This is a genomic window from Pseudogulbenkiania subflava DSM 22618 (assembly GCF_900177275.1).
GTDB lineage: Bacteria > Pseudomonadota > Gammaproteobacteria > Burkholderiales > Chromobacteriaceae > Pseudogulbenkiania > Pseudogulbenkiania subflava.
In genome coordinates, this window is record NZ_FXAG01000001.1 from 101745 (window position 1) to 114955 (window position 13211).

The following is a 13211-nucleotide window of genomic DNA, read 5'->3' on the forward strand; positions in this document are numbered from 1 at the left end:
CCTCGGCAAAACGCTACCGGAAACAGGGTAACCGCCCCATGAGGAGTCTGTCGATGCCGCCTACTGCTTCTGCCGTACCCGCGCTGGAGACAGTGCCGTTCGCCCTGCCCTATGCTGGCCGCCAACTGATTGGCGAGCGCCTGGCGCCGGCCACACCCCGCCGCGAGCTATTGATCCTGCACGGCGCGGGACAGGCGCGGCGCTCGCACCATGCCGGCTTACGCGCCTGCCTGGCGGCGGACGGCGTGGCCTCGACCGCATTCGACTTCGTCGGCCACGGCGAGACCGGTGGCGCGTTGGCCGGTTCCAGCCTGGCCTCCCGGGTGGAGCAGGCCAGCCAGGTGGCGGCAATGCTGCCGGACGGCCCGCTGGCCCTGCTCGGCAGCAGCATGGGAGCGTACGTCGCGCTACGCTTGCTGGAGCGGGTGGATTGTTCACACCTGGCGCTGGTGGTGCCCGGCGTCTACACCCCGCAGGCATTCGAGGTGCCGTTCGGCCCGGCCTTCAGCGCCTTGCTGCGGCAGCCCAGCAGTTGGCACGACAGCGATGCCTGGGAGCGGCTGGTCGCTTTTCGCGGCCATCTGCTGATCGTGATGGCGGAACAGGACGAGGTAATTCCCGCCGAGATTCCGCAGCGCCTGCTGGACGCGGCGGTCAACGCCGCCAGCCGCACCGTGCATGTCGTCCCTGCCGCGCCACACCGGCTGAGCGGCTTCTTCTCCGAGCAGCCGGTGGCAGCTGATGCGTTTCATGCCGAGATGCGCCGGCTGCTCCGGCGTGAGGCGGTGTAGGCGAGCCAAGCGCCCTCCTGCCCGATCAACCACGTACCTGATCTATTTCCATCAACACTTTGGCCAAAAGCCTGGAACCCGGATTGTCGGTCGACCTCATGCACGACACCGCTTCCTTACTCTACTTCACTATCAAATCCACCATTGTGCTGTGGGTCAGACTACCGCTCTTACCCTCAATCATCAGCTTGTAGGGCGCCGTTCCACTGAGTGGCGTCGTCTTCTTAGTCCATACCGTCATGGTGGACGAACCGGCACCGGCCACCGGGTTGGGGCTGAAACTGAACGTTGCCCCGCTCGGCAGTCCGGTCGCGCTGAGCGTGACAGCACCGTTGAAGCCGTTCAATGCGCCAACCGTGGTTGTATAGGTGGTACGCCCGCCGCGTTTGACGGTGCGGCTCGGCGGCGAGGCAGAGAGCGAAAAATCGGCGTTGGGCACACTCACCACCAGCGTGACCGAGCTGCCATGCGACAGGCTGCCGCTGGTGCCGGTCACGGTAAGCGGGTAGCTGCCGGCCGGGGTCGTGCTGGACGTGGTCACGCTCAGCGTCGAGCTGCCGGCACCGCCCGTGATCGGGTTGGGACTGAGGCTCGCGCCGGCACCGGCCGGCAGGCCACTCGCGCTCAGGTTGACTGGACCGCTAAAGCCGCCCGCTGGCGTAACCGTCGTCGTGTAACTGGTGCCGGTGCCACTCACCACGCTCAGGCTAGCCGGCAAGGTCGTCAAGGCAAAATCTGGCGGGACGACCACACCAGTGAGGGGGCCTTGCGACAGGTCTACTGAAAAGCTGCCGCCCTTGCCCTGGTTGACGCTGTCCTGCGCACCCCAGACCTCGACGCGGTATTGCCCGGGGGTGGCCGGCATGGCATGCAGCGTTTCTTGACGGCCGAGCGCCACCAATGGCGGATTCGGTGAGGCGCATTCGTCGCTCATGCCGTAGCCGGTATTGAGACCGCCCCCCATGCACAGGCTCTCGGACAGCACCGTGCCGTCGGGTGCGATCAGCCGGGCGTCGAGGTCGGGAAGCCAGGCGTAGGCGAAGCAGAAATTGAACAGTTTCTGGATGCAGACCGGCCCGCCGCTGGTGATGGTCACGATGGCGCCGATCGGCTTGTTGGTATCGCTGACGTAGAAGCTGTAGCTCTTGACGACGTTATCGCCAACGCTGCTGTCGACATGCGTGGTGCCAGGAAACAGCGTCGCCACTGTTGACGACGGGTTCTGTGCGCGCGCGACGAAGGCGTAAGCGTCGAGCACGCCGGCGCCCCATTCATTGTCCTTGCCGGGCGTGCCACGATCCTGAGCCGTCCCTTCCAGCAGGCTGCGCACCTGCGTCGGGTTACCCTTGAGTGCCGCGTTGGCCTCCAGTGCCAGCGCCACGCTGCCAGCGACGAACGGCGTGGCCATCGAGGTGCCGCTGTAGGTGACGTAGCCGCTGGCCGTACCGGCCTGGGCTGCGGTGATGGTGTGGCCCGGCGCGCAGATGTCGGGCTTGATGCGCAGCACTTTATTATTGCTGTCGGTGATCGGTCCGCGGCTGGAGAAGGCAGTCAGGTAGACGCCGTCGGAATGGTTGGCGGCACCAAGTGCAGCCGACCACTCGGCGCAGGCCGCCACCGTCATCGCCTCCGCCGCCGCGCCGGGCGAGCCGACCGTGCCCGGCTCGTCGCCGTCATTGCCGGCCGCTACCGTCACCACCTTGGGCGTATTGCTCGATCCGACTGGCGGCTTGACCGCGGCATTCACCGCCTGACTCATGGCATCGTTGCCGTCGGCCGGCGGCGTCGCCGCCAGGCTCATCGAGATGACATGCACTCCTGCTTGGCTGGCGCACCATTCGATACCGGCCACGACATTGCTCTCGGCCCCCGAACCGCTGCTGTTGAGCACCTTGGCAACGTAGAGCGCCGCTCCCGGCGCAACGCCCTGGTAGCGGTCTGCAACGGCACCGCTCGGGCCGACCCCGTCGCCGGCCGCGATCGAGGAAACGTGGGTGCCGTGGCCCTGATCATCGTAGGGCGTGGTTTTGCTGTTGACGTAATCGATGAAGCCCGCCACCTTCCCATTGTCCAACTGCTCGTGATTGGGATCGACGCCGGTGTCGACCACACAGATGCCAACGCCGCGCCCAGTTACCCCGCCGACCGCCAGCCCGCGCGCCGCGTCCACGCCGAAGTCGGGACGTGCGGCGTTGAGCTGGGTATGTACCTTGGCGTCTTCCTCGATGCGCACCAGACCGGGGGCGTGGGACAGCGCGCGAATCTGGGCTGCACTCAGGCGGCCGGCAAAACCGGGGATGATCTTGAATTCGCGGCGCGGCACAAAGTTGCCGAGCGTCTGGCGCGCGGCGGCGGCATGACTATGCTCGCGGAACGTCACCACCACGTCGAAACGGTCTTCCGGCTGCGCTTGGGCAAGCCTTATTTGCAGGCCATCGGAGATGCCGACACCGTTGCGGTCGGTCAGTTGGCCCTGCGCCGCGGCGGCGGGTGCCACCGGCTGGGAGGCTGCGGCACCGGGGGTAACGGCGGCACAGAAGGAAGACAGCAGAACCAGGGTCAGCGACCCGATGACGATGGCCCGGCGCATGGCAATCCCTCCCCGCCGGGCCGCTGCCCCTATGCGGAAGGCTCCTCGGCATCGCGGCGTCCTGTTCCTGTTGGTTATGACCCGCATCTAAACGAGGCCCGCTCCGAACAGGGTCGCCATGCCGCTCGACTCGCCGAATCGCAAGAGGGATATCGTTTAAATTGTTATAAGCCTTTATAGGGCAGCCGGAACCGCTTTTCAATTCGCCACAGGCCGCGTTTCCGGGTAATCAACCGTCCCTGCTGACAAGGGTTTACCGCCGCAGCAGGCGGTCCATCTTGGAGGCCGGCAGCGCGCCTGTTCAGGCCGCGCCGTCGGCCGACCACACCACCGGGAACCAGTCCTCGCGCAGGCGCTCCCCGTCTTGCTGGTTGATGCCGGGGAACGGCGGCGAGGTGCGGCCGGGGCGCGCGACGTAGCGCACGTCGTCGCCGAGGAAGCGCGCCGAGAAGGCGCGGCGGCGGTTGCCGCCCGGGTTGCCGGCGGCACCGTGCACGGTGTGGAAGTCGAACAGCACCGCGTCGCCCGGCTCCAGCTCCGGCGCCAGCAGGGTGTAGCTGCCGTCCTCGACGTCGGGCATTTCCATGAAGTCGTCGGCGCCGGCGAAGAAGTTCTCGTTGGTGGCCCAGCGCTTGGGGCGCACCAGCTTGGGCCAGCGGTGCGAGCCCAGCACCACGCGCAGCGTGTTGTCGCGCGTCACCGGGTCGAGCGGAATCCAGTAGCTGGCGGTCTGCAGGCCGCTGACGCAGTAATAGGGGATGTCCTGGTGCCAGGGCGTGGGCTTGGCGGTGCCGGGCTCCTTGACCAGGATGTGCTCGTGGAAGATCTGCACCCGCTGCGCGCCCATCAGCCGCCCCGCCAGCGCGGCCGCCGGCGAATGGCGGATGAAGCGCGCAAACGGTTCAATGCGCTGCCAGTTGCAGTAATCCTCGAAGAAACGCCCGGTTTCGCCCGGCCGCACGTTCTCGATGGCGTACGGGCCAGGTGCGGCCAGCACCTGCTCGAAACCGTCGCGCAACGGTTCGACCCAGTCGCGGAACACCCCGCGCAGCACGATCGCGCCGTCGCGCTGGAAGGCCTCGATCTGATCCTGTCCTACTGTCGTCGCCTGCATCGGCTTCTCCTTGGGTGGTGGTGGGTAAGACGGCTTGTGGCGACAGTATCGCGGGGCGCTTATGATAATAAAAATATATATTTCCTATTTTTCATTATTGAAAAACATGATCGATTTCTCGTTGCGCCAGCTCGAATACTTCGTCGCCACCGCCGAGCACGGCGGCGTCAGTGCCGCAGCGCGAGCGCGCCACGTGTCGCAGCCCTCGGTGTCGCTCGCCATCGCCCAGCTCGAGGCCGCGCTCGGCACCGCCCTGTTCCGCCGTCAGGCCAGCCGCGGCGTTGAGCTGACGCCGGCCGGGCTGCGCGTGCTGGGCCAGGCGCGCGACATCCTGGCGCTGGCGGCGGGCCTCGGCAGCGGCGAGGAGCCGGGCGAACTACGCGGTCAACTGTCGCTGATCTGTTTCCAGGATCTGGGGCCCTATTTCGCCCCGCGCCTGCTGGCGGGGTTTCGTGCACGCCACCCGCAGGTCGCGGTGACGCTGCTGGAAGGCGACCTGGCGACGGTGCAGCGCGCGCTGCGCGCCGGCAAGGCCGAGCTGGCGCTGACCTACGAACTCGCCACCGACGCGCAGATGGCATGCCGCACGCTGGCGGAACTGGCGCCCTACGCGCTGCTGCCGGGCGACCATCCGCTGGCGGCGCAGCCCGCCGTGTCGCTGGACGAGCTGGCCGCGCAGCCGCTGGTGCTGGAGGACATTCCGCACACCCGCGACTACCTGCTGTCACTGTTCTGGAATCTGGGGCTGACGCCGCACATCGCGCAGACGGTGCAGAGCTTCGAAATGCAGCGCGGCCTGGTCGCGCACGGCGCCGGCGTGGCGCTGTCGTGCACGCGCCCGGCCGGCGACCTGAGCTACGACGGCACGCCCATCGCCTGCCGCCCGCTGCGCGACGATCCGCCACCGCAGCGCGTGGTGCTGGCGCGCTCGGCGACAGCGCACCCCTCTCCGGTGGTCGACGCCTTCCTGCACTGGGCCGTCACCCGGGAATGACGATCCGTCCGTACCGGTGGCTCGCCGCGCTGGCACCGCATGACTGCCGCTTGATGCTAAAGTGCTACTTCATTGTCATTACGGAGCCTGTCATGTCCCTGACGTCGCCTCGCCTCGCCCGCCACCTGCTGTCCTGCCTGGCGCTCGCCGCCGCCCTGCTGCCGCTGGCGCCGGGCCTTGCCCACGCCGCGCCGCCACAACAACTGAAGACCCAGGTGCCGGGCTACTACCGCATGGCGCTGGGCGAGTTCCAGGTGACCGCGCTCTACGACGGCTACGTCGACCTCGACCAGAAGCTGCTGAAGAATGCCCGCGCCAGGGACGTGCAGAGCCTGCTGGCGCGCATGTTCATCGACACCACGCGCGGCGTGCAGACTGCGGTCAACGGCTACCTGGTGCACACCGGCACGCGCCTGGTGCTGGTCGATACCGGTTCGGCCCGCTGCTTCGGCCCGACCCTGGGCAACCTGATCAACAACCTGCGCGCCGCCGGCTACGAACCGGCCGACGTCGACGCCGTGCTGCTGACCCACCTGCACCCGGACCATGCCTGCGGCCTGGTCACGGCCGAGGGCAAGGCGGCGTTCCCCAACGCCGACGTCTACGTGGCACGGGCCGAGGCGCGCTACTGGCTCGACGAGGCCAGCGCGGCCAAGGCGCCGCAGGACAGCCAGCCCTTCTTCAAGATGGCGCGCGAGTCGGTCGCACCCTACCTGGCCGCCAACCGGCTCAAGACTTACGGCAAAGGCGAGACGCTGCTGCCGGGCGTCACCACCGTGCCGACACCGGGCCACACGCCGGGACACAGCGGCTACCTGTTCAGCTCCAAGGGACAGAGCCTGCTGCTGTGGGGCGACATCGTGCACAGCTACGCGACGCAGTTCGCCCGGCCCGACATCGCGATCGAGTTCGACGTCGATAGCCAGCAGGCGGTGGCAACGCGCAAGAAGCTGCTCGCCGACGCCGCGCGCGACAAGTTGTGGGTGGGCGGCGCCCACCTGCCGTTCCCGGGGCTGGGGCACGTGCGCGCCGAGCGCAGCCGCTACGCCTGGGTGCCGGTCGAGTACGGCCCGCTGCGCAGCGACCGCTGATCTCCATGTTGTCTCCCCCGAACCCGGCCCTCATGGACCGGGTTTTTTCATTGCGGCGCGAGTCGCCGCGAGGACCGGGTGCCGCGCCGGGTCCCGCTCCGTCGGGGTTGGCCGAAGTCCCCCATGCTGCCGATAGTATGGAGAGAGGGCCTCTGGTACCCTTGCAGGCAGTCCAAGAATAAAACCCTGACGGCAACCCCATGAGCACCAACGACACCCTGATCTACCTGGCCTCGGCCAGTCCGCGCCGGCGCGAGCTGCTACAGCAGCTGGGCGTGCGCACCGAACGCATCCACGCCGATATCGACGAGGCGGCCCTGCCCGGCGAAAACGCCGTAGCCTATACCGAGCGCCTGGCACGCGACAAGGCCGCCGCCGGCTGGCACCTGGTGGAAAGCTGCGGCCTGCCGTCGCGCCCGCTGCTGGCCGCCGACACCACGGTGGTGCTGGACGGCGAGATCTTCGGCAAGCCGGCCGACGCCGCCGACGCGCGCCGCATGCTCGAGGCCTTTTCTGGCCGCAGCCACCAGGTGGTGACCTCGGTGGCGGTACGCGAGGGCGAGCGCACCCTGCTCAAGACCTCGGTCACTGACGTCGCCTTCCGCCCGCTCACCGCACTCGACATCGCGCGCTACATCGACACCGGCGAGCCGTTCGACAAGGCCGGCGCCTACGGCATCCAGGGCCGCGCCGCGGTGTTCATCGAGCGCATCGAGGGCAGCTACACCGGCGTGGTCGGGCTGCCGGTGTTCGAGACCGCCGCGCTGTTGTCCGAATTCGGCCTGGTCTTCCCCTAAGGAGCGTCGCATGCTGCATCAATCCATTCCGCTGCCACGCGACCTGCCGCGCCCCAACGAGCAGATCCTGGTCAACATTACGCCGCAGGAAACCCGCGTCGCGGTGCTGGAAGACGCCATCGTGCAGGAATTGCACGTGGAACGCGCCGCCAGCCGCGGCATCGTCGGCAATATCTATCTCGGCCAGGTCAAGCGCGTGCTGCCCGGCATGCAGAGCGCCTTCATCGAGATCGGCCTGGAGCGTGCCGCCTTCCTGCACATCGCCGACGTGCTGGAGCAGCGTCAGCACCCGTCCGAGCCGCAGCGCATCGAGAAGATGCTGTTCGAGGGCCAGACCGTGCTGGTCCAGGTAATCAAGGACCCGATCGGCACCAAGGGCGCGCGCCTGTCGACACAGATTTCGCTGGCCGGGCGTTTCCTGGTGCACCTGCCGCAGGAAGAGCACATCGGCATCTCGCAGAAGATCGAGAACGAGGAGGACCGCCTCAGCCTCAAGGCGCGGCTGGAGCGGCTGCTGCCCGACGGCACGCCCAAGGGCTACATCATCCGCACCAGCGCCGAGACCGCCAGCGACGAGGAACTGGCCGCCGACATCGGCTACCTCGGCAAGCTGTGGACCGACATCCGCCAGCGCTCGCTCACCGAACCGCCGCAGAGCCTGCTCTACGAAGACCTGCCGCTGGCGGTGCGCGTGTTGCGCGACATGGTGAGCGAATCGACCGAGCACGTCATCGTCGACTCCACCGAGAACTACAGCCGCATGGTGGAGTTCGCCGAGCAGTACGTCACCACCGCGGTGGACAAGATCGCGCGCTACAGCGGCGAGCGCCCGCTGTTCGAGCTGCACGGCATCGAGGCCGAGATCGACCGCGCCCTGGCGCGCCGCGTCAACCTGAAGTTCGGCGGCTACCTGATCATCGACCAGACCGAGGCGATGACCACCATCGACGTCAACACCGGCGGCTTCGTCGGCAACCGCAACTTCGACGAGACCATCTTCAAGACCAACCTCGAGGCCACCCACGCCATCGCGCGCCAATTGCGCCTGCGCAACCTGGGCGGCATCATCATCGTCGACTTCATCGACATGGATAACGAGGAGCACCGCAGCCAGGTGCTCAACGAGCTGGCCAAGGCGATGGCGCGCGACCGCACCCGGGTGACGCTGAACGGCTTCACCAGCCTGGGTCTGGTCGAGATCACCCGCAAGCGCACGCGCGAGAGCCTGGCGCACGTGCTGTGCGAACCGTGCCCGACCTGCCAGGGGCGCGGCGAGATCAAGACCGCGCAGACGGTGTGCTACGAGATCCAGCGCGAGATCGTGCGCGAGGCGCGCCAGTTCGACGCCAAGGGCTTCCGCATCCTGGCCTCGCAGCCGGTGATCGACATGTTCCTCGACGAGGAATCGCAGAGCCTGGCGATGCTGGTGGACTTCATCGGCAAGCCGATCTCGCTGTCGGTGGAAACCACTTATCCGCAGGAGCAGTTCGACGTGGTGCTGCTGTGATTCCAAATGCGCCTTGGAAACGATAACTTTGTTGGCAGCGTTGCTGCGGACTGCATGCGAATCTTAAGATTCGCTCAGCGAGCCCTTGCTGTACTCGCTGTACTGTCTGCGGCCCCGCTCACTTGCCTTCGCGTTCTCGTTCCCAATGCTTTTTGGAATGCCGCCGCAAACACTGTAACGAGACAAGCATGAGCAAAAACTACGACGACCCGATCTGGCTTGCCGTCTTCAAGGAGGCCGAAGCCGCGGCGCAGGCCGAGCCTCTGCTGGCGAGCTTCCTGCACATGACGGTGCTGCGCCACGACACGCTGGAAGACGTGCTGGCGTTCCACCTGTCGAGCAAGCTCTCGAGCCCGGTGATGGACGCGCGCGCCCTGATGGAGCTGTTCCGCGAGGCGCTCGAGGCCGACCCCGGCATCGGCCAGAAGATGCGCGCCGACATCGTGGCCTGCTACGACCGCGACCCGGCCTGCGAGGGCTATTCCACCCCGCTGTTGTACTTCAAGGGCTTTCACGCCATCCAGAGCCAGCGCGTGACGCACTGGCTCTGGCAGCAGGGACGACAGACGCTGGCGCTGTTCCTGCAGAACCGCATCTCCGAGGTGACCGGCGCCGACATCCACCCGGCGGCGCGCATCGGCCAGGGCGTGATGCTGGACCACGGCACCGGCGTGGTGGTGGGCGAAACCGCGGTGATCGGCGACAACGTCTCGATCCTGCACGGCGTGACGCTGGGCGGCTCCGGCAAGGAGCGCGGCGACCGCCACCCCAAGATCGGCGACGGCGTGCTGATCGGCACCGGCGCGGCGATCCTCGGCAACATCCACGTCGGCGAGTGCGCCAAGGTCGGCGCCGGCAGCGTGGTGCTGGACGACGTGCCGCCGCACAGCACCGTGGCCGGGGTGCCGGCCAAGGTGGTGGGCTCGCCCGGGCCGGGCACGCCGGGGCTGGACATGGACCAGCGGGTGTAATCGTCAGGCGGCGGCGCCTTCTGGGCGCCGGCGGCGCTCTGAGCGAGCGAATCCATCGCTGGGCAAATAGCAGATTGGCAGGGATTCGCTCGGCGATGTGGAGTCCTCATGGACCTCATGTCCACTCCGGTGCCTGTGCTCCGGCGGCACTCACGCTGCCTTGGCTCGCTCGACTACTGAAGTAGGCTTTACCACAGGGACATCGCATGAACGTCCAGCAAGTCGATTACCGCGCCGCCGACGCCGCCGAACGCTTCACCCGCTCGCTGCACGAGACCGGTTTCGCCGTGCTCAGCCATCACCCGATCCCGGAGGCGCGGGTGACGGAGCTGTACCGGCGCTGGCTGGCCTTTTTCGACGGCGACGCCAAGCACGCCTACGCCTTCTCGCCCGAGACGCAGGATGGCTGGTTCTCGACGGCGGTGTCCGAGACCGCCAAGGGCCATACCCAGAAGGACCTCAAGGAGTACTACCACGTCTACCCCTGGGGACGCATTCCGCCCGAGCTGCGCGACGACACCCTGCGCTACTACGCCGTGGCCAGCGCGCTGGCGGCGGAGCTCTTGGGCTGGGTGGAGCGCCACACCCCACCCGACATCGCCGCGCACTACAGCCAGCCGCTGTCGACAATGATCGCGAACAGCCGCGGCACGCTGCTGCGCGTGCTGCGCTATCCGCCGCTGACCGGCAACGAGCCGGCTGGCGCCCTGCGCGCCGCCGCACACGGCGACATCAACCTGTTGACCATCCTGCCCGCCGCCAATGCGCCGGGGCTACAGGTGCAAGGACGCGACGGCCACTGGCAGGACGTGCCATGCGATTTCGGCACGCTGGTGATCAACACCGGCGACATGCTCCAGGAGGCCTCGCGCGGTTATTTTCCGTCCACGCTGCACCGCGTGATCAACCCGACAGGCCCCGCCGCGCGTCAAAACCGCGTCTCGCTGCCCTTGTTCCTGCACCCGCGCGACGAAGTGGTGCTGTCGGAGCGCTACAGCGCCGGCAGCTATCTGGCCGAGCGGCTGCGCGAACTGGGGGTGAAGGGCTAGGGCGTCACGATGCCCCAAGGTTGGCCGAAGCCGGGCTTCGGCCAACCTTTCTTGTCCGCAACCGCCACCGTGGCGAGGCGTTTCGATCCGTCCGTACGGGCGGCGGCGCGCTGGGGTAAAATCGGCGTTTTAGATGATTGCCGCCCCCCATGTCCGATCTGCTCACCGGTCTCAATCCCGAACAACTCTCCGCCGTCACCTGGCCCGCCAAGAGCGCGCTGGTGCTGGCCGGCGCCGGCAGCGGCAAGACGCGGGTGCTGACCACGCGCATCGCCTGGCTGATCCAGACCGGCCAGGTCAGCCCGGCCGGCGTGCTCGCCGTCACCTTCACCAACAAGGCGGCGCGCGAGATGCAGACGCGCCTGGGCGCGATGATCCCGGTCAACGTCAAGAGCATGTGGATCGGCACCTTCCACGGCCTGTGCAACCGCTTCCTGCGCGCCCACTACCGCGACGCCGGCCTGCCCAGCACCTTCCAGATCCTCGACTCGGCCGACCAGCAGGCGGCGATCAAGCGCCTGCTGAAAAGCCTCGACGTCTCGGACGAAAAATTCCCGCCGCGCGCAGTGCAGAACTTCATCAACGGCAACAAGGAATCCGGCGTGCGCGCCGACACGCTGTCGGCTCACGATGCCTACACCAAGAAGCTGATCGAGCTCTACGCCGCCTACGACGCGCAGTGCCAGCGCGAGGGCGTGGTGGATTTCGCCGAGCTGCTGCTCAGAAGCTACGAGGTGCTGTCGCGCAACGCCGCGCTGGCCGAGCACTACAAGAGCCGCTTCCGCTTCATCCTGGTCGACGAGTTTCAGGATACCAACCGCCTGCAGTACGCCTGGCTCAAGCTGCTGGCCGGGCGCGACAACGCACTGTTCGCGGTGGGCGACGACGACCAGAGCATCTACGCCTTCCGCGGCGCCGAGGTCGGCAATATGCGCTCGCTGCTGGCCGATTTCGGCATCGACGGCCCGGTGCGGCTGGAGCAGAACTACCGCTCGGCCGGCAACATCCTGACCGCCGCCAACGCGCTGATCGAGAAGAACGACGGCCGGCTCGGCAAGAACCTGTGGACCGAGGCCGGCGAGGGCGAACCGATCCGCCTCTACGACGCCTATTCCGACGGCGACGAGGCCGAGTTCATCTGCGACGAGGTCAAGGCGCTCCAGCGCGACGGCTGGAACCTGGCCGACATCGCCGTGCTGTACCGCTCCAACGCGCAGAGCCGCGCGCTCGAGCACGCCTTGGTCAACGCCAAGCTGCCGTACCGCGTCTACGGCGGCCTGCGCTTCTTCGAACGCCAGGAGATCAAGCACGCGCTGGCCTATCTGCGACTGATCGCCAACCCGGACGACGACAACGCGCTGCTGCGCGTGATCAACATCCCGGCGCGCGGCATCGGCGCACGTACCGTGGAAGGGCTCCAGGCCGCCAGCCGCGAGCAGGGCGTCAGCCTGTGGCAGGCCGCCTGCGCCTCCGGCAGCGGCCGCGCCGCCGCCAGCCTCGGCAAGTTCGTGCTCTTGATCGACCAGCTGCGCGCACGCTCGTCCAATCTGAACCTGGCCGAGACCGTCAGCCTGCTGCTCGACGACTCCGGCCTCAAGGCGATGTACGAGGCCGACAAGAAGGAGAGCGAGGAACGCCTCGCCAACCTCGATGAACTGATCAACGCCGCCGCCGGCTTCTTCCCGCAGGACCCGGAACAGGCGGTGGTGGAATTTCTCAGCGCCGCCAGCCTGGAAGCCGGCGAGCACCAGGCCGAAGCCGGTCAGGACGCGCTGCAGCTGATGACGGTGCACGCCGCCAAGGGGCTGGAATTCGACGCGGTGTTCGTGTCCGGGCTGGAGGAAGGGCTGTTCCCACACGAGAACAGCTTCAACGACCCAAAGGGCCTGGAAGAGGAGCGGCGCCTGATGTACGTCGCAGTGACGCGCGCGCGCAAGCGGCTCTACCTCAGCTCGGCGCAGAGCCGCATGCTGCACGGCCTGAGCCGCTACCCGATCCGCTCGCGCTTCGTCGACGAGGTGCCGGGCCAGCTGCTGCACGTGCTGTCTGCTACAGTGAAACCGTTACCGGTCTCGCATAACACGCGTGCGCCCTGGCTGGACCAGCCGCCACCGAGCCGCCCTTCGGCCAACCTCAAGGGCTTCGCCATCGGCCAGTCGGTGACGCACGCCAAGTTCGGGCTGGGGGTGGTGATCGACGCCGAAGGCGGCGGCGACGACGTGCGGCTGCACATCAACTTCGCCGAACACGGCCTGAAATGGCTGGACCTGCGTTACGCCAAGCTCAGCGCGGCCTGATGGCCGCTGT

The 13211-nt window shown here is 67.5% G+C and carries 10 protein-coding genes; 8 read left to right on the forward strand and 2 right to left on the reverse strand.

Features of this window, described 5'->3' with window-relative positions; translation table 11 throughout:
- The first annotated feature begins 53 nt into the window (after positions 1 to 53).
- Entirely contained in the window at positions 54 to 791 is a 738-nt protein-coding gene (locus B9N72_RS00500; RefSeq protein WP_085274501.1) for an alpha/beta fold hydrolase, read from the forward strand.
- A 121-nt stretch (positions 792 to 912) separates the two neighbouring features.
- Here B9N72_RS00500 and B9N72_RS00505 read toward each other — a convergent pair whose 3' ends face one another.
- Together B9N72_RS00505 and B9N72_RS00510 are read right to left on the reverse strand one after the other, a co-directional pair.
- Positions 913 to 3381: a S8 family serine peptidase gene (locus tag B9N72_RS00505; protein WP_085274502.1), complete on the reverse strand. Its 2469-nt coding sequence runs from the start codon at positions 3379 to 3381 to the stop codon at positions 913 to 915.
- A 301-nt stretch (positions 3382 to 3682) separates the two neighbouring features.
- On the reverse strand, positions 3683 to 4495 hold the full coding sequence (locus tag B9N72_RS00510) for a phytanoyl-CoA dioxygenase family protein (protein ID WP_085274503.1): 813 nt from the start codon (positions 4493 to 4495) through the stop codon (positions 3683 to 3685).
- A 106-nt stretch (positions 4496 to 4601) separates the two neighbouring features.
- On the opposite strand from B9N72_RS00510, the gene B9N72_RS00515 reads away from it, so the two are divergent.
- The 7 genes from B9N72_RS00515 to B9N72_RS00545 all read left to right on the forward strand — a co-directional run bounded on the left by B9N72_RS00515 (position 4602) and on the right by B9N72_RS00545 (position 13201).
- Entirely contained in the window at positions 4602 to 5489 is an 888-nt protein-coding gene (locus B9N72_RS00515) for a LysR family transcriptional regulator (RefSeq protein WP_085274504.1), read from the forward strand.
- A 92-nt stretch (positions 5490 to 5581) separates the two neighbouring features.
- Positions 5582 to 6580: an MBL fold metallo-hydrolase gene (locus tag B9N72_RS00520; RefSeq protein ID WP_085274505.1), complete on the forward strand. Its 999-nt coding sequence runs from the start codon at positions 5582 to 5584 to the stop codon at positions 6578 to 6580.
- Positions 6581 to 6780: 200 nt separating this feature from the next.
- The gene (locus B9N72_RS00525) at positions 6781 to 7377 is read left to right on the forward strand and encodes a Maf family protein (protein ID WP_085274506.1); all 597 of its coding nucleotides are present in this window, start codon (positions 6781 to 6783) and stop codon (positions 7375 to 7377) included.
- 10 nt (positions 7378 to 7387) lie between these two features.
- Complete coding sequence (gene rng, locus B9N72_RS00530; RefSeq protein WP_085274507.1) at positions 7388 to 8884, forward strand: ribonuclease G; 1497 nt, start codon at positions 7388 to 7390, stop codon at positions 8882 to 8884.
- Positions 8885 to 9072: 188 nt separating this feature from the next.
- Positions 9073 to 9855 (forward strand): serine O-acetyltransferase, encoded by a 783-nt coding sequence (cysE, locus tag B9N72_RS00535; RefSeq protein ID WP_085274508.1) that lies wholly within the window; start codon positions 9073 to 9075, stop codon positions 9853 to 9855.
- 206 nt (positions 9856 to 10061) lie between these two features.
- On the forward strand, positions 10062 to 10904 hold the full coding sequence (locus tag B9N72_RS00540; protein WP_085274509.1) for an isopenicillin N synthase family dioxygenase: 843 nt from the start codon (positions 10062 to 10064) through the stop codon (positions 10902 to 10904).
- A gap of 149 nt (positions 10905 to 11053) precedes the next feature.
- The gene (locus B9N72_RS00545; RefSeq protein ID WP_085274510.1) at positions 11054 to 13201 is read left to right on the forward strand and encodes a UvrD-helicase domain-containing protein; all 2148 of its coding nucleotides are present in this window, start codon (positions 11054 to 11056) and stop codon (positions 13199 to 13201) included.
- The last annotated feature ends 10 nt before the right edge of the window (positions 13202 to 13211 follow it).

What these genes read in the sequence shown, in the direction of transcription:
- cysE (WP_085274508.1), top strand. Translation starts at nt 9,073, where the DNA reads ATGAGCAAAAACTACGACGACCCGATCTGGCTTGCCGTCTTCAAGGAG.
- B9N72_RS00515 (WP_085274504.1), top strand. Translation starts at nt 4,602, where the DNA reads ATGATCGATTTCTCGTTGCGCCAGCTCGAATACTTCGTCGCCACCGCC.
- B9N72_RS00500 (WP_085274501.1), top strand. Translation starts at nt 54, where the DNA reads ATGCCGCCTACTGCTTCTGCCGTACCCGCGCTGGAGACAGTGCCGTTC.
- B9N72_RS00540 (WP_085274509.1), top strand. Translation starts at nt 10,062, where the DNA reads ATGAACGTCCAGCAAGTCGATTACCGCGCCGCCGACGCCGCCGAACGC.
- B9N72_RS00505 (WP_085274502.1), bottom strand. Translation starts at nt 3,381, where the DNA reads ATGCGCCGGGCCATCGTCATCGGGTCGCTGACCCTGGTTCTGCTGTCT.
- B9N72_RS00520 (WP_085274505.1), top strand. Translation starts at nt 5,582, where the DNA reads ATGTCCCTGACGTCGCCTCGCCTCGCCCGCCACCTGCTGTCCTGCCTG.
- B9N72_RS00545 (WP_085274510.1), top strand. Translation starts at nt 11,054, where the DNA reads ATGTCCGATCTGCTCACCGGTCTCAATCCCGAACAACTCTCCGCCGTC.
- rng (WP_085274507.1), top strand. Translation starts at nt 7,388, where the DNA reads ATGCTGCATCAATCCATTCCGCTGCCACGCGACCTGCCGCGCCCCAAC.
- B9N72_RS00510 (WP_085274503.1), bottom strand. Translation starts at nt 4,495, where the DNA reads ATGCAGGCGACGACAGTAGGACAGGATCAGATCGAGGCCTTCCAGCGC.
- B9N72_RS00525 (WP_085274506.1), top strand. Translation starts at nt 6,781, where the DNA reads ATGAGCACCAACGACACCCTGATCTACCTGGCCTCGGCCAGTCCGCGC.